Here is a 21636-nt window from a genome sequence, read left to right on the forward strand (position 1 = left end):
CGCGGCCCGCGTGGCCGCGGTGCTGGCCGGCGGAGCCGATACCGTGCAGCTGCGCATCAAGACCCCGCCCTCGCCGGATGCCGCCTGGCAGGCCGGCCTGCGCGCCGAGATCGCCGACGCGGTCGGCGCCGCGCGCGCCGCCGGCAAGCCGCTGTACATCAACGACCACTGGCGCGAAGCCATCGCCGCCGGCGCGCACGGCGTGCACCTGGGGCAGGAAGACCTGGTCGCGCTCGACGACGATGACCGCCGAACCCTCGCCGCCGCCCGCACGCGCGGCCTGGCGCTGGGGTTGAGCTCGCACAGCCTGTGGGAGCTGGCACGCGCGGCCGGCGAAGCGCCCGATTACATCGCCTGCGGCCCCGTCTGGCCGACCACCACCAAGGCCATGCCCTGGCACCCGCAGGGCCTGCACAACCTCGCGTGGTGGGCAACGATCGCGCCGGCGCCGGTGGTGGCGATCGGCGGCATCCTCGAGCCGGATCAACTCGCGCAAGCCGCTGCCCACGGCGCGGCAGGCGGCTGCGTGGTGCGCGGGTTGGGCGCGGAGCCGGCGGCCAGCCTGCCGGCGTGGCGCGCCGCGTGGCAGCAAGGCACCGAGGCCCGAGCACACGGCGCAAAGCAAGTGCCGGATTTGCCGCACCCGACGCTGTAGCGCCGGGGCAGTCGCATCCGGCCCGCGGGTCAGTTGATGCGAACGAGCTGGTCGCGCAGGTTCGCCGGGACGTCCTGGATCAGCATGATCGCGATGCTGCCGTCCTTGGCCGCGTTGTTGTGGGCGGTCTCGGTCGGCAGCGACGACGCGATCGCTTCGGGCGACAGCGTGTACATGCCGCCGTTCATCGGATCGACCGCGAACCAGCCGATCAGGCCGCCGAACACGAAGTTGCCGGCGATGTACCAGCCATTGGCGCTCGAAGTCACGGGAATGACCTGGGTCTTGTAGCCCGGCTTCGAGATCGTCACCTTGAAGCTCTTGCCGCCCCAGTAGCGGCCCGTGCTCTTGTTCAGCGTGACGGAAGTCGGCGTCTGGCCCGCGAAGACCTCGGCGCCCGCCTCGTCGACGATCAGCACCTTGGCGTCGCTCGGGGTGCTCGAAATCGGCATCGTCTGGGTCGGCTGACCCATGATCGTGGCGCAGCCCGACAGGGCGATGGCGACGGCAACCGCAAACAGCGAATGGCGAATGGCCATGGAACGTTTCCTCCCTCCGCGGTGTTGAATAGGATTGGCGGCCCGTGCGGAGAACTGGCGGGCACGGCGCGCGGATTGTAAGTAGGTGTTGCCGCGCCTCCGCCCGCGGGCAAGCCCCGATGGACCCCACGATCCGCCTGACAATTGCGCGACCACGTTCCGAAAGCGCCCCATGGCCGAGCCGTTGACGAAGGTCGAAGCCTTTCTTGCTGCGCTGAAGCAGCAAAGCCTGTTCGGCGATGCCACCACGCCCGGCAGCGTGCTCTGGTACATCGCCTACTACCAGCACCGCGCACCGAACCGCAAGCGCGCGTTTCGTGTCAGCGGCTTCCTGCTGCTGTTCCTCAGCATCAGCCTGCCCTTCATCACCCAGCTCTGCCCGCCCGAGTGGCAAGCGCCCGTCGCATCGGGCCTGGCCTGGCTGATCGCGCTGGTGGCCGCGGCCAACTCCTTCTTCGGCTGGCAGAGGGCCTGGCAGATCTACACCCAGACCCAGCTCAGCCTGCAGTTCGCGCTGTCCGAATGGGAGCTGCGCACGGCCGAGGCCCGCTCGGCCGCCAGCGACGACGAGGGCGTGGCTTTGCTGCAGCGCGCGCTGCAGCAGTTGTCGAAGGCGGTCAGCGAGGCGGTGTCGAACGAGACCGCGCAGTACTTCGAAGGAGTGACGGTGCCGGACGTGCAGTCGGCCCGGCGGTCATGAGCCGCCTCCTCGCGCTCTGCGGCAGCCTGCGCGCGGCATCGATCAACGCGGCGCTGCTGCGGGCGGCCGCGCGCGTGGCGCCGCCGCCCGTGGTGGTGCAAGTCTTTGGCGGGCTCGGCGACCTGCCGCTGTTCAACCCCGACCTCGAGCGTGACCTGCCCCCGGCGGTGCGGCGATTGCACGAGGCGGTGGCCGCGGCCGATGCCTTGTTGATTGCAAGCCCCGAGTACGCCCACGGCGTGAGCGGCACGATCAAGAACGCGCTCGACTGGCTGGTCAGCTTCGAGCCCTTCGTGCACAAGCCGGTGGCCGTGCTGAACGCCTCGCCGCGCGCCCACCATGCCGACGCGGCGCTGCGCGAGACGCTGCGCACCATGTCGGCCGAGATCGTCGAGCCGGCCTCGGTCAGCATCCCGCTGCTCGGCGCGCACCTGGACGAGGACGGCATGGTCGACTCGCCCGGCGTGTCGGCCGCGCTGCGCGATGCGCTCGGCGCGCTGCATGACGCGGCCCATGGGCGCGGTATGCTGCGGCCGCCGTTCCAACCGACCTGACCATGGCCAAAGCCTCTGTCGTCTCCGCCCTCGCCACCGCCGCCGTGTTCGTCGCGGCCATCGCGCTGAACCCGTCCGCTGAGAAGCACCGCGCGAAGATCAAGGAGGCCACCGCCGAGCGCAGCCCGATCGCCGGCGCGCTCGGGTTGGGTGCGTTGACCGCCTTCGTCTCGACCTACCACTCCTGGGGCGTGGTGTCGTACACGACGGCGAATGACCGCGTGCTGTCGGTCGGCGCGTTCGGCATGGTCTTCGTGCGCGAGCTCGAACCGCGCCGCTGAGCGCGAGGGCCTCGGCGTGATCCTCTACGGCAGCACCGATTCGGGCCACTCGTACAAGGTCAGGTCCTTCCTGCTGCTGGCCGATCTGGCGCACGAGTACCGCTGGGTCGATCTCGCGACACCGCGGCCCGCGCGACCGCCCGAGTTCGTGGCGGCCAGCAAGTTCGGCGAAGTCCCGGTGCTGATCGACGGCGGCGCGCCGCTGTGCCAGTCGAACGCGATCCTCGTGTACCTGGCACAGAAGACGCAGCGCTTCGCCGGCCGCCCGTCGCAGTGGCAGGCGGTGCTGGAGTGGCTGTCGTGGGAAACGAACCGCGTCGGCTTCAGCGTGCCGAACCTGAGGTTCTCGCTGCGCTGGGCGCCGCAGCCGCCCGAGGTGCTTGCTTACCTGCGCCACCGCGCCGAGGCCGACTTGGCAACGTTGGACCGCTTCCTGACCTCGTCGGAGTTCCTGGTGGATGCCGGCCCGACGGTGGCCGACCTCAGTTGCTCGGCCTACCTCTTCTGGCTGTCGCAGGCGGGGCTGGACGAGGTGGACTATCCGCACGTCCGGCGCTGGCTGGGTGCGCTGCGCAGCCTGCCCGGGTGGCGCCACCCTGACGTCGCGCTCCAACCACCGGACTGAGCGGCATGGCCACCGACGACGATCTCGGTTTCCGTGTCCAACAGCGCAAGAGCGGCGAGGTCTGCATCCTGCATCGCGGGCGCGTCGCGGCCACCTTGCGCGGGGCCGAGGCCGCCGCGTTCCTCGACGAGGTGGCGGCCGGCAGCCCCGCCGACAGCCAGCAGTTGATGGCGCGCCTGACCGGCAACTACAAGCGCGGCAACGAGCGCCTGGCGAGCGAGCACCCGCGCAACCGGCGCTGACCGACGCTGACCGGCTTCAGGCCGCGGTCAGCAGGTAGCCCACCGCCGCCACCAACGCCCCGAAGCTCAGGCCGAGCGTCGACAGGCGGATCGGGTGCAGGCGCGACCACAGCAGCAGCCCGGTGACGGACAGCAGCACCATGCCGCCGGCGATCGTGTCGGCCAGCAGCACCCAGAAGGCCGAGACACCGCTGGCCGTGTGCAGGCGCATCAGCGTGCCGATCGCCGTCGAATCCATCGTCTCGACCTTGATGAAGCGGTTGCCGACCCAGTATTCGGCGCGCACCTGACGACCCGGGCTCGCGAAGTCGGCGCTCCAGCGCGCGGGCTGCTTCAGCGCCTTGTCGCCCCAGGCCACGGGGCGTGCCGGCTCGGCGCGCACCCGGCCCGGCTCGCCGCCGAGCTGAAGCTCCTTCTGCAGCCAGGCGGCCATGCCGGCCGCGTCGGCGAAAGGGGCCGGGCCGCCCTCGGGCAAGGCCACCTGGGTCTGTCGCTGCAGGGATCTCTCGACCGGGATCTTCAGGATCGCACGGTGGTTCATCAGGATGCCGGTGGCGCCGAACACCAGGCCGAGCGCCGCGCCCCACAAGCCCACCCACAGGTGGATGCGGCGCAGCCAGCGCAGGAACAGCGCGCTCTTGCGATGCGCGCGCTGGGCCGGCGTCAGCACGATGGGCGGTGCGGCGGTCGTGCCGATGGAAGTGGATGACATGGTTCTAGACCTCTGCCCAGCGGCGCAAGAGGTTGTGGTAGACGCCGGTCAGCGTGACGAGCTCGGCACAGTCGCCAACCCGTGCACGCAGCGCCTGGATGGCCTGGTCGAGCTCGTAGAGCTGGCTGCGCTGGCCGTCGTCGCGCACCATGCTTTGCAGCCACATGAAGGCGGCCACGCGCTCGCCGCGCGTGACCGGCTCGACGCGGTGCAGGCTGGTCGAGGGGTAGAGCACCAGGTCGCCGGCGGGCAGCTTCACCGCGTGCTCGCCGTAGGTGTCGCACACGACCAGGTCGCCGCCGTCGTAGGCGTCGGGCTCGGCGAGGAACAGCGTGGCCGACAGGTCGGTGCGCATCGGCTGACCACTGCCCGGCAGGAAGCGGATCGCGCCGTCGACGTGCTCGCCGTACTGCTGGCCGCTGGTGTAGCGGTTGAAGAACGGCGGCAGCAGGTGGCGCGGCAGCGCCGCCGAGACGAAGCGCGGCTGGCGCAGCACCGCGGCGCTGACCGCCCGCGCCAGCTCCTGCGCGAGCGGGCTGGCCTCGTCGAGCTGGCGGTTGTGCTTGACCTGGGCGCCCTGCGCGCCGACGGTCGCCCGGCCGTCGACCCAAGCGCCGGCGTCGAGCCTTTCGCGCAAGGTGGCCACCTCATCGGGCGAGAGCACCTGGGGGATGTGCAGCAGCATGGTCGTGCGCTCCTCGGTGCGTCAGAACAGCAGGTTGGCCATCAGCGTGAAGGTGCGCGGCGCGCCCGGCTGGTAGCGGTTGCCGTTGTTGTTCAGCGTGGCGATGTAGGCCTTGTCGAACAGGTTCTGCACGTTCAACTGCAGCGTCACGTTCTTGTGCACGGCGTAGCTGGCCATCGCGTCGGCCACCCAGTAGGCCGGGATCGCGGGCATGTTCTGCGTCGACAGGTCGGCCGCCGGGTCGGTCACGCGCTGCTGCTTGCCCAGGTAGCGCGCGCCGCCGCCGACCGTGAGCCTGTCGTTGACGCGGTAGCTGGTCCACGCGGTGACGGCCAGCTTCGGCGTCCAGCGCGAGGGCGCGCCGGCGGCATTGGTGCCCTCGAACGAACCTTCGACGACCTCACTGTCCATCGTCGCCAGGCCGCCGCTCAACTGCCAGGCCGGCGTGATCTGGCCGACGATGCCGAGCTCCAGCCCGCGCACGCGGCGCTCGCCGTCCTGCGAGTAGATGCCGTCGGAGACCTCGATCGTCTCGTTGCGGTTGCTGCTCTGGTAGGCGGTCGCGGTCAGCGCCAGCTGGCCGTTCAGCAACTCCCATTTGGTGCCGAGCTCGAGGTTCTGGCTGCGCTGCGGCTTCAGGCCGGCACGGTCGGCGCTGCTCGCGCTGACGCTGTCGGTGGTCAGGGTCAGCGTGTTGCCACCGGGCGGCGTGGTGGCGTCGGCATAGGCCAGGTAGATGCTGCCGTTGGCGGCCGGCTTGTAGACGACGCCGAGCTTCCAGCTGGTGATGTCGCCGCGCTGGCTGAGCGCATGGGGCGTCAGCACGTTGCTCACCAGGTCCACGCGGTCGGTCTCGGCACCGTAGTGTTCATGGCGCAGGCCGGCCAGCAGCTGCCACTGCGGGTTCAGCTTGATGGTGTCGAACAGGTAGGCGGCGGCCGTGGTGACGCGACCGTGCTGGTAGGCGCCGTTGGCCACCGGCGCGTCGCCGGCCGATGCAGTCGGGTCCGGCGCATAGACCGGCGAGGCGGGAATCGTGTTGCTGGTCGCGCCGGGAACCGCCAGCGTGGTGACGTTCTGCCGCTCGTGGCTGAACTCGACCCCGCCAGCCAGGCTGTGCCGCAGGCGGCCGGTCTTCAGCTCGGCCTGCAGCGCCGTCTGGTTGGCCAGGATGGTGTTCGACTGCAGGTTGCTGTGGCGGCGGCGCTCGACCGTCCAGGTGCTCGGGTCGGTCGAGGCGGCGATCACGCCGTTCACGCTGGTCAGCACACGGTCCACCGTCGCGCGGCCCAGGCGCGCGGTGTTGACGAGCTTGGCCGACTTGCCGAAGTCGTGCTCGATGCGCACGGTCAGCATGTCGGCGTCGGAGTCCTCGTGGTCGGCCGTGCTGCCGTAGAAGTTGCTCGGGTCGGCCGGCGCCGGCGTCACGCCGGCGGCCGCGCCGGTGTCGAAATCGCTGTCGTAGTAGCCGTCCAGCCCGATCGTCGTGACGCCGCCGTCCGGCGTGTTGCGTTGGCGCACGTGCTGCGTCTGCACGGTGAATCGGGTCGGCGTGCCCAAGCCCAGCGTCAGCGCCGTCGCCAGGCCCTGGCTTTGCAGGTGCACCTCGTCGCGGCCGGGCACGTCGGCGTCGCTGGCCATCGCGTTGACGCGCAGCGCCACGCCCTCGCCCAGCGTGCGGTTCAGGTCGGCGGTGGCGCGCGCGGCGCTCGCGCTGCCGACGCTGACGCTCCCGGCGACGAAGTCCTCGGCCTGCGGCTTCTTGCTGACGAGGTTGACGTAGCCGCCGGTCGCGCCGCGACCGTTGTCGGCGCCGGCCGGGCCCTTGACGATCTCGACCTGCTCGAGGTTGAACACGTCGCGCACGACCGGGCCGAGGTCGCGCACGCCGTCCTGGAAGACATTGGATTCGGCAGCGAAACCGCGCAGGAAGAACGCGTCGCCGACGTTGGTGCGGCCGCCCTCGCCGAGTTGCATCGTGATGCCCGGGATGTTGCGCAGCGCGTCCATCAGCGTGGCGGCGCCCTGCTGCTGCAAGGTCTCCTTGTTGACGACCGTGATGGTCTGCGGCGTGTCGACCAGGGGTTGCGTGAACTTGGGCGAATCGAGCCTGTCGGTCTTGACCGGCGATGCCGCGTCGGCCGCGGCCTTGACCGTGACCGCCGGCAACGGGGCGCCCTGGCCATCGGTGGGGGCGGCGGCCTGCTGCGCGTGCAGCGCCAGCGGCGCGCTCAGGGCAGCGGCGGTGACGGCCGCTGGGGCGAGGCGGCTGCGGATGTAGGTGGACATGGAGACTCCTCCGGGGTTGGTATGGGTTCTGAACGGCGGGCACAGCCCGGCCCGGCCGTGCTCGGGTGGCACGGTCGATGTGGCATCGAACTGTCGGGTTAGTGGTCTTCCGGCTGGCTGACGAAGCCGATCCTGTGCACGCCGGCGCGGGCGGCATCGGCCAGCGTCTCGGCCACCGCGCGGTAGGCCACGGCCTGGTCGGCGCGAAACTGCACCTCGGGCAGCGGCTGCAGGCGGCCTGCGGCGGCGAAGCGCTGGGCAGCGTCGGGGCGGCTGACCGGTTCGCCGTTCCACCAGCGCTGGCCGGCGGCATCGATCGCGAACTCGATCTTCTCGGGTTTCATCTGGCTGGGCTGCGCGCTGACCCGCGGCAGATCGAGCTTGACCGCGTGGCTGAGCAGCGGCGCGGTGACGATGAAGATCACCAGCAGCACCAGCATCACGTCGATCAGCGGGACCATGTTGATCTCGCCCATCGGCGCGGCGGCGCGCTGGGAATCGAAGCTGGCGAAGGCCATGTCAGGCTCCGGCGCGCACGGGCATGGCGTGCACATTGGGGGCCGCGGGCTCGGTGCCGCGCAGCGTCTGGCCCAGGGTCAGGAAGGACAGCAGTTCGAACGCGAAGGCATCGAGCCGGGCGGTCAGCACGCGGTTGCTGCGCGCCAGCCAGTTGTAGGCCATCACCGCGGGGATCGCGACCGCCAGCCCCAGCCCGGTCATGATCAGCGCCTCGCCGACCGGGCCGGCGACCTTGTCCAGCGTGCCGGCGCCGCTCATGCCGATCGCCACCAGCGCGTGGTACACGCCCCAGACGGTGCCGAACAGGCCGACGAAGGGCGCCGTGGCGCCGATCGTGGCCAGCAGCGTCAGGCCGCTTTCGAGCTGCATCGTCTCTTCGTCGAGCACCTTCTTGATCGTGCGGGTCAGGAACTCCTGCTCGCTGCCGGCCTCGGCCAGCTTGGCCGCGCCGTACTTGGCGTGGTGCGCCTTGGCGTGCATCGCGTGCGCGCTCAGGTGGGCAAAGGGCTCGTTGACGCCGTGCGTGCTGATCTCGGCCTGCACCTCGTACAGCGAGGTCGCGTTCCAGAAGAAGTCGAGGAAGGCTGCCGAGCGCCGCTTGCGAAGGAACTGCATCAGGCCCTTGCGGGCGATCAGCAGCCACGAGGTGAACGACATCAGCAGCAGGATCGCGAGCAGCGTCTTGCCCACGGCATCGCTTTGCCCGAGGAAGTGGGCCAGGCCCAGGTTGGCGGTTTCCGTCATGGCTTGTTCTCCAGTTCGAATCGGATCGGCACGGTGGTCCACACGACGAGTGGCACACCGTTCTCGGCATAGGGGTTGAAGCGTGCGGCGCGCACGGCGGCGAGGGCCGCGCCGTCCAGCCGCGGCGAGCCCGACGAGCGGGCCACCAGCACCTGACGCGCGCGGCCGTCGGCACCGATCTCGACCTTCAGCAGCACCTCGCCCTGCTCGCCGAGCCGGCGCGAAGCCAGCGGGTAGACGGGGGCGGGCGGGTCGAGGTAGCCGACGGCGCTGGCGGGAATGCTGCGCACCGCGGGCGGCTGCGGCGCGGCCGGCGCCGGTGCTTCGGCGGGTGCCGGCGCCGCTTGCACCGGCGGGGGCGGCACGGCCATCGGCGCCGGCGCGGGCTCGGCGGCCGGCTCGGTGGCGATCACCGGCGGTGCGGGTGTCGGTGTCGGTGCAGGGGTCGGGTGAGGCACCGCGCGGGGGCGCGGCGGCGGCACCGGTGGTTCGGGCTCAGGCCGGCCCGGGGCGTCCACGAAGTCCACCATCAATGGCATGACCTGGGCCACCGCCTCGCGCACCGGCTGCAGCTGCAGCAGCGCCCAGGCGCCGCCGAGATGGGCCGCCACGACCGCCATCGTCAGCCCAGGGCCGGCCCAGACGGGCATCAACTCGGCCGGCCGGCTCGGCGGCCGGGGCAGCGGCAATCGGGGGGACACGGTGGGCACGGCCTCGCACAACAAGTCGGGCCGTCAAGCGGCAGCCCGAGGTTCGACGTGTTGGCTGGCGCGGGGCGAAACAGCGTCGCAGCGGACGCTCACACCACCGTGGAGGCTGGCTAGGTGGGTTGCATTGTATTGCGAATCATTCGCGTTTGCAAAGAGGGCTCCCCGGGCGCCGGCTCGAGCCTCGCTGACAGCGCCGGCGAGACCCACACCTGTCCGTCGCGGCCGACCAGCAGCGCCTGCCGCTGCGGTGTGGCGGCCAGCAGCGCCACGCCGCGCCCGGGGCCCATCACCATCGCCGCCGTCCCCAGACCGTTGACGTCGTCGACGTGCTCGCCGACCAGCGTCACGCCGTGCACGCCTTCGGTCGGGTAGCCGGTGGCCGGGTCCAGCACATGGTGGAAGCGCCGGCCACCCTGCGACCAGCCGCGCTCGTAGTCGCCGGACGAGGCGACGATGCCGCGCGTGAGCGGCAGCACCGCCAGCAGCCGCTCGGGCGTCGCCGGATCCCGCACGCCGATGCGCCAGGCGCGGTCGGGGCCGCCGCCGCCGACCAGCACATCGCCACCGCCGTTGACCATCGCCGCCGGCACGCCGGCGCGCTCGAGCACGTCCAGGCCGGCCCGCAGGATCGGCAGCTTGGCCACGCCGCCCAGGTCCAGCCGCGTGCCGGCGCGCTGCAGGAATGCCGTACCAGCGGTTTCATCCAATATCAAGCGCCGGAAATTGACGAATCTCAATTCCCGCCGGATTTCTTGCCCGTCGGGAATATGCCGGGCGTCGGAGCCAAAATCCCAGCCGGCCAGCGAACCGACCGTGGGGTCGAAAGCCCCTTCGGTTCGGCGAGATATTCGGCGGGCGGATTTCAATACCCCCATCATTTCCAGGGGAATGGGTATCGGCCGGTGGCCAGCAGCGCGGTTCAAGGCATCGAGCGGATTGCCCGGCACGTAGCGCGACATCATGTCGGCCAGGCGCTGCATCTCGGCCCAGGCGCAGTCCAGCGCCTGCTGCAGCGAGGCGGTGGCGGCGCCGTCGAGCGCGATGTCGACCCGCGTGCCCATCAGCACGCGGCTGTCGCGCAAGGCCGGCGCCGCGCCGGCGCGGGCCGGCGCAGCCAGCCAGCCGACGGCACTGCCGCAGGCCAGGGCGCCCAGCAGGTGGCGCCGCGCGGCGTTCGGCCCGGCCACGGTCAGCGCGACAGGCTGGTCATGTGAGTGACCGCTGCCTTCACTTCGTCGTCCGTCAGCGTCGTCGAGCCGCCGCGCGCCGGCATCGTGCCCTTGGCGCCGGTGAAGCCTTCGAGCGCGTGCTTGAAGAGCACCTCGTCGCCCTGGGCGATGCGTGGGCCCCAGTCGGCCTTGTCGCCGGGCTTGGGTGCACCGCCCACGCCGGCCGCGTGGCACAGCGAGCAGACCTTGTTGAAGGTCGACTTGCCGATTGGGTTCTCGGCGGCCGCCACCGCCGGCGCCGGAGCGGGTGTGGCCGCAGGCGCCGCGGGCGCCGGGGCGGCGCTTTCCTGCCGGCTGCAGCCGGCCAGCCCGGCGCCGAGCGCCAGCAACATCACGAAGGGGATCAGCACAGATCGCATGGGGTAATACCGCGGTTCATTCAAACACCGATGGAATTCTAGAAAGCGAACCCCCGCCAAAACAGTTTTGTAAGGTCTTTCAATATACGGCGATGGGTATCTTTCGATCGAAAAATTGAACGAGTTCAAGGATGGCTCGCCCCAGGTTCCGGATGATTCAACTTGCCAAATATCAAGCACGTCGAACCACCAAGGATTCCCGCATGAGCCACTCCACCGACCGGTCCGCTCCCGGCGCCGAAGCACCGAGCCGCCGCCGTTTCCTGAACACCGCCGCCGCGGCCAGCCTGGCCGGCGTCGGCCTGGCGGCCTGCACCGACAAGTCCGGTGCCGGCTCGGCGCCCGCCGCCTCGGCCGCGGACGCGCATGCCGCCACCGGCGGCGCCGCCAACGCCACCCACCTGAAGCCGGGTGAGCTCGACACCTACTACGGCCTGTGGAGCGGCGGCCACACCGGCGACCTGCGGGTGCTGGGCATGCCCTCGGGCCGCGAGTTGCTGCGCATCCCCTGCTTCGTGCCCGATGCGCTGGTCGGCTGGGGCCAGACCAACGAATCGAAGAAGGTCATGGGCACCAGGGCCGACGGCAGCCTGAAGTACACCGTCGGCGACACCCACCACACCCACGCCTCGTACAAGGACGGCAACTACGACGGCCGCTACGCCTGGGTCAACGACAAGATCAACGCCCGCATCGCGCGCATCCGGCTCGACTACTTCATCTGCGACAAGATCACCGAGCTGCCCAACGTCCAGGGCTTCCACGGCATCTTCCCGGACAAGGCCGACCCGGTCGACCCGAAGATCAACTACACCACCCGCGTGTTCTGCGGCGCCGAGTTCGCGATCCCGCTGCCCAACAACGGCAAGGATGCGGACAAGCCCGAGGCCTACCGCTCGCTGTTCACCTGCGTCGACGCCGAGTCGATGGAAGTGCGCTGGCAGGTGGTGATCGACGGCAACTGCGACCTCGTCGCGACCTCGTACGACGGCAAGCTGGCCGCGACCAACCAGTACAACACCGAGAAGGGCGTGCACTACCCCGACATGATGTCGGCCGAGCGCGACGCCTGCGTCTTCTTCAACGTGGCCCGCATCGAGCAGGCGGTCAAGGACGGCAAGTTCAAGACCTACGGGGACTCCAAGGTGCCCGTCGTCGACGGCACGCGCAAGTCCAACGAAGACCCGAAGACCGCGCTGACCGCCTACGTCAGCGTGCCCAAGAACCCGCACGGCGTGAACGCCTCGCCCGACGCGAAGTACTTCATCTGCGCCGGCAAGCTCTCGCCCACCGCGACCGTGATCGAGCTGGCCAAGGTGCTCGACTGGTTCGACGGCAAGCTGGACAAGGTCGACAGCACGATCGTCGCCGAGGTCGAGATCGGCCTGGGCCCCTTGCACACCGCCTTCGACGGCCGCGGCAACGCCTACACCACGCTGTTCCTCGACAGCCAGATCGTCAAGTGGAATGTCGACGCGGCGATCAAGTTCCACGCCGGCGACAAGAGCGCCAAGTACGTGGTCGACCGGCTCGACGTGCAGTACCAGCCGGGCCACCTGAACGCCTCGCAATCCGAGACCCGCATGGCCGACGGCAAGTGGCTGGCCGTGGGCTGCAAGTTCTCGAAAGACCGCTTCCTGCCCGTCGGCCCGCTGCACGCCGAGAACGAGCAGATCATCGACATCTCGGGCGAGAAGATGGTGCTCATCGCCGACCACCCGGTGCGCGGCGAACCGCACGACTTCGTCATCTTCAAGCGCGAGCTGCTGCGCCCGAAGCAGATCTACGAGATGGACTTCTTCCCGCATGCGGTGAAGGACGTCAAGGAAAGCGGCGTCACGCGCAACGGCAAGAAGGTCACGGTCAAGCTGGCCTCGCAGGCGCCGGCCTACACGCTGCCCGAGTTCACGGTGAAGAAGGGCGACGAGGTCACGATCATCCTGACCAACCACGACAAGGTGGAGGATCTGACGCACGGCTTCGCGATCGCGAAGTACGGCATCAACTTCATCGTCAACCCGCAGGAGACGGCCTCGGTGACCTTCACCGCCGACAAGGCCGGCGTGTTCTGGTGCTACTGCACCCACTTCTGCCATGCACTGCATCTCGAGATGCGCAGCCGCATGATTGTGGAAGCGTAGGCCCCCACGCCCCCTTCCGGGGGCTGCCCCCCGAGGGGGCTCGCGCGGCGGACCGGCGAAGCCGGATCCGCGCACGCCACTTGATGGCGGCGGCTCCTTCGGAGCGCCTTTCTTCGTGAGTGCTCTGTTGTACCGAATCGTTCTGCGCTGGCTCGCCGCGCTGCTGCTGTCACCCCTGCTCGTCTCGCTGGCCCACGCCGGCGCCTACGAGGCCGAGTTGCCGGCGGAGCTGGCCAGCGCCAGGGACATGTGCGCGCTCGTGCCCTGCGCCGAGGTGTTCCCCGGCGCGACCTCGTTTTCCGAGCGCAAGGGCCAGCCGCCGTATGTCGAGGCCTATGCCGAGGCGCCCGAGAAGGGCGCGGCGAAGCAGCTGCTCGGCTACGTGATGCTGTCGACCGACATCACCGACACGCCGGCCTACTCGGGCAAGCCGGTGGTCACGCTGATCGGCATGGACAAGGCCGGCCGCTATGTCGGCATCAAGGTGCTCAAGCACTCCGAGCCCATCCTCCTGCTGGGCATCCCCGAATCGGCGCTGACACGCTTCAACGACCAGTACAAGGGCAAGTCGGTCACCGACAAGATCGAGGTCGGCCCGGCCCGGCCCGACGAGGGCGTGCTCGGCGTCGACGCGATCTCGGGTGCCACCGTCACCGTGATCGCGCAGAACCAGGTCATCGGCGACTCGGCCGCCGCCGTGGCGCGCCAGGTCGGGCTGATCGCGCCCACCGTGCGCGAGCCGGCGCGCTACACCCCGACGGGCGCCGCGCTCGACTGGGCCGCGCTCGTCAAGCAAGGCGCCGTGCAGCGCCTGCGCGTGCGGCCCGAGCAGGTCGGCCTGCCCGGCGGCGGCGAGCCCTTCATCGAGCTGTGGTTCGGCGCGTTGAACTCGCCGGTGCTCGGGCCCGCGCTGCTCGGCGCCACGAGCTGGCACAACCTGATGGAGCAGCTCAAGCCGGGCGACAACGCGATCTTCGTGATCCGCAGCGCCGGCGCCGAATCGTTCAAGGGCTCGGGCTTCGTGCGCGGCGGCATCTACGACCGCATCTCGGTGCGCCAGGGCAGCGACACCTTCCGCTTTCGCGACACCGATGCGCTGAACCTCTACGGCCTGGCCGCCGCCGGCGCACCGGCGTTCAACGAGTCGGCGATCTTCATCATCCGCTCGCCGTCGTTCTCGGCGGCCTACCCGTGGAAGCTGAACTTCCTCGGCAACCGGGTCGACCGCGCCACCGGTGCGCGCAGCTTCGCGAACTTCGACGCCGAGGTCTGGCTGCCCGCCGGGTACCTGCAAGGCGGCCGGCCGGTCGTCGAGGAGCCGCAGGCCGCCTGGCAGAAGGTCTGGAAAGCACGCGCCCCCGCGATCGCCGCCTTCGCGCTGCTGCTGGTCGCGGTGGCCGTGGTCTACGCGCTGCGCGACAGGCTGACCCGCGCCGCCACCCACAAGAACAAGTGGCCGGTCAACGCCTTCAAGTACAGCTTCTGGGTCCTGAGCGTGGTCTTCGTCGGCTTCGGCGCGATGGCCCAGCCGTCGATCACGCAGGTGCTGACCTGGTTCCACGCGCTGCTGTTCTCGTGGCAGTGGGCGCTGTTCCTGTCGGACCCGTTCATCTTCCTGTTCTGGATCTTCATCATCGCGACCACCTTCGTCTGGGGCCGCGGGCTGTTCTGCGGCTGGCTGTGTCCCTTCGGCTCGTTGCAGGAGATCATCCACAAGCTCGCGGGCGTCGTCGGCCTGAAGCGCTGGCAGTTCCAGTTGCCGCGCCGCTGGCACGACCGTCTCAAGTGGGTCAAGTACGCCGCGTTCTTCGGCCTGCTGGCGGTGTCGGCCTTCTCGATGGCGACGGCCGAGATGCTGGCCGAGATCGAGCCCTTCAAGACGACCTTCCTCGTCGGGCCGCTGAACCGCGCCTGGCCCTACACGCTGTTCCTCGCGGCGATCCTCGGCATCGCGGTCTTCATCGAGCGGCCGTTCTGCAAGTACCTGTGCCCGCTCGGCGGCGCGCTGGCCATGCCCAGCACCTTCCGCTGGTTCGGCCTGCGCCGCAAGCCGGACTGCAACCGCTGCAAGGCCTGCGCGGTGGGCTGCGGCTCGCAGGCGATCGACGCCGACGGCCGCATCGACCACCGCGAGTGCCTGCACTGCCTGGACTGCATGGTGCTCTACACCGACACCGGCGGCTGCCCGCCGCTGGCCAAGGAGCGCAAGCGCCGCGAGCGCGAGGCGCTGCCCTTGACCGGCGTCAACCGCGCCGGCTACTACATCCCGATCCACCCTATCCATGCCCCGGCCGTCACCGATACGCTGGCAACAGGCGACCTCAAGGGCCGCCCCGACCCCCGTGTACCGACCGACCCCGTGACCCCACCGTATGCCCCGCCCCAACGCGCGACCGCCTGGCTTGTGGGAGAACTGCGCGACCACCTCTGGCCCTGGAACGGCGCCGGCCACGACGGCCAGCACAAGGCGCTGCGTGCGGCAGGCTGGTCGCTCGCCATCGCGGCGAGCGTCGCCTGGGCGCTCGCCGCGACGGGGCGCCTGTCGTCCGGCGCGGTGATCGGCTGGTGGTTCGGCTGGAGCGTCTACGAGGTGCTGATCCGCCTGGCCGCCAAGCCGCACGTCAAGGACGGCCCATGGTGGGGCCGGCGCTACCGCGCGGCCACGGTGATGGACATGCTGAGTTATGTCGGCTTCAAGAACCTGCTGATCGGTGCCACGCTGTTCCTCGCGCTGAAGGCGCTGGGGTGGCTGCCGGTCTGAACCCGATGAACCCCCTGCGCCGCTTCGTCGCCACCGCGCTGCTGTGCGGTGCTGCCGCCGCCTCGGGCGCCGCGACGCTGCGCGTGCAGCCGGGCGAATCGCTGCAGGCCGCCGTCGAGCGCGCCGCGGCGGGCGACACCATCGAAGTGGTGCGCGGCCACTACCGCGCCAACCTGCGCATCGACCGCCCGCTGACGCTGCGCGGCATCGACCGCCCCACGCTCGATGGCGGCGGCCAGGGCGACACGATCCGCGTCGCCGCACCGGACGTGACGATCGAGGGCCTGATCGTGCGCGATTCGGGCGCCAGCCTGAAGGACCAGAACGCCGGCGTCTACATCCAGCCCGGCGCGCACCGCGCGGTCGTGCGCCGCTGCGACCTGACACATAACCTGTTCGGCCTGTGGATCGAGAAGGCCGACGACGTGCACGTCGAATACAACGTGATCACCGGCATGCGCGAGCTCGATTCCTCGCAGCGCGGCAACGGCTTGCAGCTCTACAACACCAACGGCGCACGCATCACCGGCAACCACATCGGCTTCGTGCGCGACGCGCTGTACGTCGATGTCTCGCACCACGCCGAGTTCCGCGGCAACAAGCTGCACCACAGCCGCTACGGCACGCACTACATGAACTCCTACCACAACCTGTGGGAGGACAACGACAGCTACCACAACCGCGGCGGCCTCGCGCTGATGGAGGTGCGCGACCAGGTCGTGCGCCACAACCGTGCCTGGGGCAACACCGACCACGGCATCATGCTGCGCACGATCCAGGATTCGGTGATCGAGGACAACGTGGTCGCCGGCAACGGCCGCGGCCTCTTCATCTACGACGTCGAGTACACCACCCTGCGCGGCAACCTCGTCGTCGACAACGCGGTCGGCGTGCACCTGTCGGCCGGCTCCACGCGCAACCACGTCGAGCACAACGATTTCATCGCCAACCGCGAGCAGGTGCGCTATGTCGGCGCGCGCGACGAGCCCTGGGGCGGCCCGAAGCCGGGCGACGGCAACCACTTCAGCAACTACCTCGGCTGGGACCGCAACGGCGACGGCATCGGTGACCTGCCCTACGAGGCCAACGACCTCGTCGACCGCCTGAGTTGGCAGCACCCGTCGATGAAGCTGCTGCTGGCCAGCCCCTCGGTGCAGGCGCTGCGCCTGGTCAGCCGCCAGTTCCCGGTGCTGCGCGTGCCCAGCGTCGTCGACGCCCGCCCGCGCATGGAGCCGGACCCTGTCGCCTGGCGCAGCTGGGCGCAGGCGCGCCAGACGAGCCAGCGACCGCCCCGCGTCGAGATCTGCCAAGCCAGCCCCCGCCATGCCCCCTGACCCCACCCCTTCCCTCGACGGCGCCGCCGCGATCACGCTGCGCGGCGTGCGCAAGCACTACGGCGCCCATCATGGCGTCGTCCGCGCGGTCGACGGCGTCGACCTCGCGATCGCGCCGGGCGAGCTGTTCGGCCTGATCGGCCACAACGGCGCCGGCAAGAGCACGCTGTTCAAGATGATGCTGGGCCTGGTGCCGGCCACGGCCGGCGAGATCCGCGTCGCCGGTGCCGACGTGCGCGACGCGGGCTTTCGCGCGGCACGCCGCCGCCTGGGCTACCTGCCGGAGAACGTCGTGCTGTGGGACAACCTGACCGGCCTCGAGACCCTGCGCTTCTTCGCCCGGCTGAAGGGCGTCGACCAGTCCGAGTGCACTCCCGTGCTGGCGCGCGTGGGCCTGGCGGACGCCGCCGAACGCGCGGTGCGCGGCTACTCGAAAGGCATGCGCCAGCGCCTGGGCTTCGCGCAGGCGCTGCTCGGCCGGCCGCGCGTGCTCTTCCTCGACGAGCCGACCACCGGGCTGGACCCGCTGGCGATCCGCGACTTCCACGCCAGCCTGCGTGCCCTGCGCGAGCAGGGCGTGACCATCGTGCTGAGCTCGCACATCCTGGCCGAGCTGCAGGAGCGGGTGGACCGGCTCGCGATCCTCTCGGCCGGCCGCGTCAGGGCGCTGGGCACGGTGCAGTCGCTGCGTGAGCAGCACGACCTGCCGCTGGCCGTGACGGTGCGCGTGGCCGAGGCCGAACGCGCCGCGGTGGCCGGCGCGCTCGATGGCGTGCCCGGCTTGCGGCTGCGCCCGCGTGCGGTGGCCCAGGGCTGGCAGCTCGACATCCCGCGCACCGCCAAGATGGCGCTGCTGCGCACGCTCGCGCCGCTCGGCAGTGCAGTGCAGGACGTGAGCTTCACCGAGCCGACGCTGGAGGACATGTTCTTCGGCCTGGCCCAACGCGCGGAGGCGGCATGAGCGTCGTGTCGATCGAATGGCGCCAGGTCGGCACGCTCGCTGCCAAGGAGTTCCGCGACCGCATCCGCAACCGCTGGGTGCTCGCGGTCGCGCTGGTCTTCACCGCCTTCTCGCTGGCCATCGCCTATTTCGGCGGCGCGCAGCAAGGCACGGTGGGCCTGCAATCCATCGAGGCGACGATCGCCAGCCTGGTCAGCCTGGTGATCTACCTGATCCCGTTGATCGCGCTGCTGCTGGGCTTCGACGCCATCGTCGGCGAGCGCGAACGCGGCTCGCTGGACCTGCTGCTCGCGCTGCCGATCACCCGCGCCGAGCTGCTGCTGGGCAAGTACCTTGGCCTGGCCGGGGCGCTGACGCTGTCGACGCTGGCCGGCTTCGCGCTGGTGGCCGTGCTGCTGGCCGGCTCGCTGGGTGGCAACGGCCTGTACCACTACCTCGGCTTCATGCTGAGCTCGGTGCTGCTCGGGCTCGTGTTCCTGAGCCTGGCCGTGATGCTGTCGGTGTTCGCGAAGGACCGCACGCGGGCCTCGGGCCTGGCGATCGCGCTGTGGTTCGGCTTCGTGCTGGTGTTCGATCTGCTGCTGCTCGGTGCGCTGGTGCTCGGCGGCGGCCGGCTCGGCGGCGATGCCTTCGCCTACCTGCTGCTGCTCAACCCGGCGGATGTGTTCCGCATCCTCAACGTGTTCTCGCTGGACGACCTGCGCTCGATGGTCGGGCCGGCCAGCATCGTGCCCCCCGCCCTGGCCAGCCCCTGGCTGATGGGCGGCGCGATGCTGGGCTGGATCGCCGCGCCGCTGGCCCTGGCGGGCTGGAGATTCCGATGATCAAGACCCTGCCCCTGCTCGCGCTGGTGGCGGCTCTCACCGCCTGCGGCCGCGCCGGCGAGCCGGCCGCCAGCGCCGCGCTGGAGATCGACCGCGGCACCACCTGCGAACTCGACGGCATGCTGCTGGCCGACTATCCGGGCCCCAAGGCCCAGATCCACTACGAAGGCGCGGCCGCGCCGGAGTTCTTCTGCGACACCGTCGAGCTGTTCAGCACGCTGCTCAAGCCCGAGCAGGTGCGCCGCGTGCGCATCGCCTACGTGCAGGACATGGGCCGGGCCGACTGGGAACACCCGCAAGGCCACTGGATCGACGCCAAGACCGGCTTCTACGTGCTGGGCAGCAAGCGCCACGGCTCGATGGGCCCGACGATCGCGAGCTTCGCGCAGGAGGCCGACGCCACGGCATTCGTCGGCCAGCATGGCGGCCGGCTGCTGCGTTATGCCGAGATCAGGCCCGAGATGGTCGACCTGTCGGGCGGCGCGCAGCACGATCAGCGCATGTAGTGCGCCATCGCCGCCGGGCCGTCCCAAGGCGTCGCAGGGCACAGCCTCGTCAGGGCCGGCCGAAGGCCAGGCCCCAGCTCAGCTCGGCCACCGGCGTCGACAGCTCGCCGCGCAGCGACTTCAGGTAGCCCACGCCGACGCGCAGGCGCTGGTGCGGCCCGAGCTCGCGCGCCAGCCAGACCATCGGCTGCAGCAGCGCGCCGCCGCCGTTGGCCACGCCGCCGCCGCCGGCGGCACCGACCAGCGCCTCGGCACCGCCACGCCAGGCGCCATCGTCGGCGAGCCGCGTCGTCACGCCCAGCCCCACGAGGCCGGCCGAGTAGGCCCCCGCACCGCCCGTGACCGCGCCATGCGCCTGGCCGGTCAGGTACAGCCGGTCGCTCAACGAGCGGCTGAAGCGCAGGCCGATCGTGTCCAGCGCGCCGGCGCGGCCCTGCTTGCGCTGCGCTCGCCCGTAGTGCTGCACGGACAGCGCCCACTCGACCTCGTGCAGCACCGCCCCCGGGCCGGCGGCGCCGAGCCGCGCCCCGAGCGCGAGCTGCGCATAGGGGCTGCGCCAGGCACCGCTGGTGGCCGCCGCCTGGCCGGCTTCGAGCCCCAGCACCCACGGGGCGCCCAGGTCCAGCTCGGCCGCCAGCGCCAGCTTGGCGATCAGCCCGCCGCCGGCGGGCACGCCGCCGCCGCCGCCCAGGCCCAGCGCCGCGCGGCCGCCCACGCGCAGCATCGGGTCGCCTGCCGGCCACAACGCGAGTGCGCCGACCAGCATCTCGGCATAACCATCGGCGCCGCCGCGCGCAGCGCCGGCCGCCTCGGCCGTGGCCCACAGGCCCGGTCCGACCGCGTGGTCGAGCCGGATGCCGACCTGCCCGAAGGCCTGCTCGCCGCCCTCGCCCTGCGCATGGTGGCCGGTGGTCAACGAGACCCGATCGGCGCGGATGGGGCTGGCATCGTCGAAGGCCACGGTCCGCCCGTGCCGGCCGGCGCTCGCGAAGACAAAACGGTCGGGCAGCGAGACCAGCAGCCCGAGCTGCGTGCTGCCAATCGCGCCATCCGGGAAGTCGACCCGCGACGCGGACAAGCCCGCTTGCCAACCGCCCAGGTCGGCCAGCAGGTCGACGTGCGGCCGCAGCATCAGCCCGCTGCCGACCGGTGCCGCCGCCCCGCCACCGCCGCCGACATACAGCCCGGCGACCAGATCCCAGCGCTCTGCGAGCCGCCAATGGCGCTGCCCTTCGAGGCCCCAGGTGAAGAGCCCCCCGCGCCGGCCCGTGGCCGCGCCGTACAGCGCCGGGCCGAGGCGCCAGCCGGGCGCCAGCTCGACCGCGTAGCTCATGCCCAAGGCCCCGAGCGCCTCGTTCGCCGGCAGCTGCCAGCGTTCGAACCCGAAAGTCAGTTGCGCGGGCCGTGCTTCGATCGCCGCAGCGCTGGCCGCCACGGCGCCGGATGCCAGCAGCGCAGCCACCACCGCGCCCAACCAGGGGATTTGCGCGGATCTGGCTCCGTCGGTCCGCCGCAGAAGGCTCAACGTCAGCCCAGGTGCTGCCCCAGAAAGCGCAGCGTGCGATCCCAGGCGCGCTGGGCCCAGAAGGCGTCGTACTGGCTGATCGGGATGCGGCCCGGCCCTTGCGCGGTCTCGTTCGCGAACGCGTGGTGGGCGAGGTAGCGGTGGCCCTCGTAGCGCACCCCGGCCTCGCGCAGCTTCGCTTCCAGCGCGTCGACGCCTGCGATCGCGAAGGCCTGGTCCTGCGTCGCCCAGTGGGCCATCACCGGCTGCGTGATCTTCGTGGCGTCGACATACTCCAGCGGTGGGTAGCCGTACCAGGCCACGCCGGCATCGAGCTCGGGCACGTGGCTCAGCGACAACCAGGTCAGTGCGCCACCCATGCAGAAGCCGGTGACGGCCACCTTGCCGCTGCCGGCGTGCAGGCCCTTCAAGGCCAGCACCGCGCCGCGCACGTCCTGCGTGGCGGCGTCGCCGAAGTTCAGGCCGCTCATCAGGTGATTGGCCTCCTCGGCCTCGACCGTGCTCTTGCCGCGGTACAGGTCGGGCACCAGCGCGGTGAAGCCGGCCGCCGCCAGCCGCTCGGCCACGCCCAGGATCTGCGCGTTGACACCCCACCACTCCTGGATCACGACCACCGCCCCGAGCGGGGCATCGGCTTCGGCAAGATGGCCGTTCACGGCCTGGCCGTCGGGCCGCCGGAACTCGATCGTCTTGGGCATCGTCATCTCCTTCGTCGAGACAGCCGTGAGTATCCGCCGCGAT

Annotated in this window: 23 protein-coding genes; 12 read left to right on the forward strand and 11 right to left on the reverse strand. The window is 70.8% G+C overall.

The genetic code is table 11. The features are described from left to right. Positions 1-655: thiamine phosphate synthase (locus tag VJ693_RS04560; RefSeq protein WP_324152284.1), on the forward strand; the 655-nt coding region annotated here is incomplete at its 5' end. A gap of 29 nt (positions 656-684) precedes the next feature. Here the strand turns inward: VJ693_RS04560 and VJ693_RS04565 are convergent. After that, on the reverse strand, positions 685-1194 hold the full coding sequence (locus VJ693_RS04565) for a hypothetical protein (RefSeq protein ID WP_324152285.1): 510 nt from the start codon (positions 1192-1194) through the stop codon (positions 685-687). A 172-nt stretch (positions 1195-1366) separates the two neighbouring features. On the opposite strand from VJ693_RS04565, the gene VJ693_RS04570 reads away from it, so the two are divergent. The 5 genes from VJ693_RS04570 to VJ693_RS04590 are packed head-to-tail and all read left to right on the forward strand — an operon-like array spanning position 1367 to position 3596. After that, complete coding sequence (locus VJ693_RS04570; protein ID WP_324152286.1) at positions 1367-1894, forward strand: DUF4231 domain-containing protein; 528 nt, start codon at positions 1367-1369, stop codon at positions 1892-1894. Further along, positions 1891-2448 carry an NADPH-dependent FMN reductase gene (locus VJ693_RS04575; RefSeq protein WP_324152287.1) on the forward strand — a complete coding sequence of 186 codons (558 nt, stop codon included), beginning with the start codon at positions 1891-1893 and terminating at the stop codon, positions 2446-2448. The genes VJ693_RS04570 and VJ693_RS04575 overlap by 4 nt, the downstream gene beginning before the upstream one ends. A gap of 2 nt (positions 2449-2450) precedes the next feature. Then, positions 2451-2729 (forward strand): hypothetical protein, encoded by a 279-nt coding sequence (locus VJ693_RS04580; protein ID WP_324152288.1) that lies wholly within the window; start codon positions 2451-2453, stop codon positions 2727-2729. 16 nt (positions 2730-2745) lie between these two features. Further along, on the forward strand, positions 2746-3354 hold the full coding sequence (locus tag VJ693_RS04585) for a glutathione S-transferase family protein (RefSeq protein ID WP_324152289.1): 609 nt from the start codon (positions 2746-2748) through the stop codon (positions 3352-3354). 5 nt (positions 3355-3359) lie between these two features. Beyond that, positions 3360-3596, forward strand: a complete 237-nt coding sequence (locus tag VJ693_RS04590; RefSeq protein ID WP_324152290.1) for a hypothetical protein — start codon at positions 3360-3362, stop codon at positions 3594-3596. A 16-nt stretch (positions 3597-3612) separates the two neighbouring features. Here the strand turns inward: VJ693_RS04590 and VJ693_RS04595 are convergent, their stop codons facing one another. The 8 genes from VJ693_RS04595 to VJ693_RS04630 all read right to left on the reverse strand — a co-directional run bounded on the left by VJ693_RS04595 (position 3613) and on the right by VJ693_RS04630 (position 10843). Further along, the gene (locus tag VJ693_RS04595; protein ID WP_324152291.1) at positions 3613-4308 is read right to left on the reverse strand and encodes a PepSY-associated TM helix domain-containing protein; all 696 of its coding nucleotides are present in this window, start codon (positions 4306-4308) and stop codon (positions 3613-3615) included. Positions 4309-4312: 4 nt separating this feature from the next. After that, positions 4313-4993, reverse strand: a complete 681-nt coding sequence (locus tag VJ693_RS04600; RefSeq protein ID WP_324152292.1) for a Fe2+-dependent dioxygenase — start codon at positions 4991-4993, stop codon at positions 4313-4315. 21 nt (positions 4994-5014) lie between these two features. Then, positions 5015-7282: a catecholate siderophore receptor Fiu gene (locus VJ693_RS04605; RefSeq protein ID WP_324152294.1), complete on the reverse strand. Its 2268-nt coding sequence runs from the start codon at positions 7280-7282 to the stop codon at positions 5015-5017. A gap of 98 nt (positions 7283-7380) precedes the next feature. Beyond that, entirely contained in the window at positions 7381-7800 is a 420-nt protein-coding gene (locus VJ693_RS04610) for a biopolymer transporter ExbD (RefSeq protein ID WP_324152295.1), read from the reverse strand. 1 nt (position 7801) lies between these two features. After that, on the reverse strand, positions 7802-8545 hold the full coding sequence (locus tag VJ693_RS04615; RefSeq protein ID WP_324152296.1) for a MotA/TolQ/ExbB proton channel family protein: 744 nt from the start codon (positions 8543-8545) through the stop codon (positions 7802-7804). Beyond that, positions 8542-9246 (reverse strand): energy transducer TonB, encoded by a 705-nt coding sequence (locus VJ693_RS04620; RefSeq protein WP_324152297.1) that lies wholly within the window; start codon positions 9244-9246, stop codon positions 8542-8544. The genes VJ693_RS04615 and VJ693_RS04620 overlap by 4 nt, the downstream gene beginning before the upstream one ends. 119 nt (positions 9247-9365) lie before the next feature. Further along, the gene (locus VJ693_RS04625) at positions 9366-10442 is read right to left on the reverse strand and encodes an FAD:protein FMN transferase (protein WP_324152298.1); all 1077 of its coding nucleotides are present in this window, start codon (positions 10440-10442) and stop codon (positions 9366-9368) included. 2 nt (positions 10443-10444) lie between these two features. Beyond that, on the reverse strand, positions 10445-10843 hold the full coding sequence (locus VJ693_RS04630; RefSeq protein WP_324152299.1) for a c-type cytochrome: 399 nt from the start codon (positions 10841-10843) through the stop codon (positions 10445-10447). A 203-nt stretch (positions 10844-11046) separates the two neighbouring features. Between VJ693_RS04630 and nosZ the strand changes: the two genes are divergently transcribed. From nosZ to VJ693_RS04660, 6 genes are all read left to right on the forward strand, one after another. Continuing rightward, positions 11047-12984, forward strand: a complete 1938-nt coding sequence (nosZ, locus tag VJ693_RS04635; RefSeq protein ID WP_324152300.1) for a TAT-dependent nitrous-oxide reductase — start codon at positions 11047-11049, stop codon at positions 12982-12984. A 136-nt stretch (positions 12985-13120) separates the two neighbouring features. Continuing rightward, on the forward strand, positions 13121-15745 hold the full coding sequence (locus tag VJ693_RS04640; protein WP_324152314.1) for a 4Fe-4S binding protein: 2625 nt from the start codon (positions 13121-13123) through the stop codon (positions 15743-15745). A 5-nt stretch (positions 15746-15750) separates the two neighbouring features. Then, positions 15751-17079 (forward strand): nitrous oxide reductase family maturation protein NosD, encoded by a 1329-nt coding sequence (locus tag VJ693_RS04645; protein WP_324152301.1) that lies wholly within the window; start codon positions 15751-15753, stop codon positions 17077-17079. Continuing rightward, positions 17069-18040, forward strand: coding sequence for an ABC transporter ATP-binding protein (locus VJ693_RS04650; protein WP_324152302.1), 972 nt, complete (start codon positions 17069-17071; stop codon positions 18038-18040). Before VJ693_RS04645 ends, VJ693_RS04650 begins: the two co-directional genes overlap by 11 nt. Further along, positions 18037-18864: an ABC transporter permease gene (locus tag VJ693_RS04655; RefSeq protein ID WP_324152303.1), complete on the forward strand. Its 828-nt coding sequence runs from the start codon at positions 18037-18039 to the stop codon at positions 18862-18864. The genes VJ693_RS04650 and VJ693_RS04655 overlap by 4 nt, the downstream gene beginning before the upstream one ends. Then, entirely contained in the window at positions 18861-19370 is a 510-nt protein-coding gene (locus VJ693_RS04660) for a nitrous oxide reductase accessory protein NosL (protein WP_324152304.1), read from the forward strand. The genes VJ693_RS04655 and VJ693_RS04660 overlap by 4 nt, the downstream gene beginning before the upstream one ends. A gap of 49 nt (positions 19371-19419) precedes the next feature. Here VJ693_RS04660 and VJ693_RS04665 read toward each other — a convergent pair whose 3' ends face one another. Both VJ693_RS04665 and VJ693_RS04670 read right to left on the reverse strand, forming a co-directional pair. After that, entirely contained in the window at positions 19420-20832 is a 1413-nt protein-coding gene (locus VJ693_RS04665) for a hypothetical protein (protein ID WP_324152305.1), read from the reverse strand. Between the two features lie 65 nt (positions 20833-20897). Then, complete coding sequence (locus VJ693_RS04670; RefSeq protein WP_414652227.1) at positions 20898-21593, reverse strand: dienelactone hydrolase family protein; 696 nt, start codon at positions 21591-21593, stop codon at positions 20898-20900. Positions 21594-21636: the final 43 nt, after the last annotated feature.

The organism is Ideonella sp. (assembly GCF_035254525.1).
Lineage (GTDB): Bacteria > Pseudomonadota > Gammaproteobacteria > Burkholderiales > Burkholderiaceae_C > Ideonella.

What these genes read in the sequence shown, in the direction of transcription:
- nosZ (WP_324152300.1), top strand. Translation starts at nt 11,047, where the DNA reads ATGAGCCACTCCACCGACCGGTCCGCTCCCGGCGCCGAAGCACCGAGC.
- VJ693_RS04610 (WP_324152295.1), bottom strand. Translation starts at nt 7,800, where the DNA reads ATGGCCTTCGCCAGCTTCGATTCCCAGCGCGCCGCCGCGCCGATGGGC.
- VJ693_RS04580 (WP_324152288.1), top strand. Translation starts at nt 2,451, where the DNA reads ATGGCCAAAGCCTCTGTCGTCTCCGCCCTCGCCACCGCCGCCGTGTTC.
- VJ693_RS04655 (WP_324152303.1), top strand. Translation starts at nt 18,037, where the DNA reads ATGAGCGTCGTGTCGATCGAATGGCGCCAGGTCGGCACGCTCGCTGCC.
- VJ693_RS04575 (WP_324152287.1), top strand. Translation starts at nt 1,891, where the DNA reads ATGAGCCGCCTCCTCGCGCTCTGCGGCAGCCTGCGCGCGGCATCGATC.
- VJ693_RS04590 (WP_324152290.1), top strand. Translation starts at nt 3,360, where the DNA reads ATGGCCACCGACGACGATCTCGGTTTCCGTGTCCAACAGCGCAAGAGC.
- VJ693_RS04650 (WP_324152302.1), top strand. Translation starts at nt 17,069, where the DNA reads ATGCCCCCTGACCCCACCCCTTCCCTCGACGGCGCCGCCGCGATCACG.
- VJ693_RS04600 (WP_324152292.1), bottom strand. Translation starts at nt 4,993, where the DNA reads ATGCTGCTGCACATCCCCCAGGTGCTCTCGCCCGATGAGGTGGCCACC.
- VJ693_RS04595 (WP_324152291.1), bottom strand. Translation starts at nt 4,308, where the DNA reads ATGTCATCCACTTCCATCGGCACGACCGCCGCACCGCCCATCGTGCTG.
- VJ693_RS04630 (WP_324152299.1), bottom strand. Translation starts at nt 10,843, where the DNA reads ATGCGATCTGTGCTGATCCCCTTCGTGATGTTGCTGGCGCTCGGCGCC.
- VJ693_RS04570 (WP_324152286.1), top strand. Translation starts at nt 1,367, where the DNA reads ATGGCCGAGCCGTTGACGAAGGTCGAAGCCTTTCTTGCTGCGCTGAAG.
- VJ693_RS04670 (WP_414652227.1), bottom strand. Translation starts at nt 21,593, where the DNA reads ATGCCCAAGACGATCGAGTTCCGGCGGCCCGACGGCCAGGCCGTGAAC.
- VJ693_RS04615 (WP_324152296.1), bottom strand. Translation starts at nt 8,545, where the DNA reads ATGACGGAAACCGCCAACCTGGGCCTGGCCCACTTCCTCGGGCAAAGC.
- VJ693_RS04660 (WP_324152304.1), top strand. Translation starts at nt 18,861, where the DNA reads ATGATCAAGACCCTGCCCCTGCTCGCGCTGGTGGCGGCTCTCACCGCC.
- VJ693_RS04605 (WP_324152294.1), bottom strand. Translation starts at nt 7,282, where the DNA reads ATGTCCACCTACATCCGCAGCCGCCTCGCCCCAGCGGCCGTCACCGCC.
- VJ693_RS04565 (WP_324152285.1), bottom strand. Translation starts at nt 1,194, where the DNA reads ATGGCCATTCGCCATTCGCTGTTTGCGGTTGCCGTCGCCATCGCCCTG.
- VJ693_RS04645 (WP_324152301.1), top strand. Translation starts at nt 15,751, where the DNA reads ATGAACCCCCTGCGCCGCTTCGTCGCCACCGCGCTGCTGTGCGGTGCT.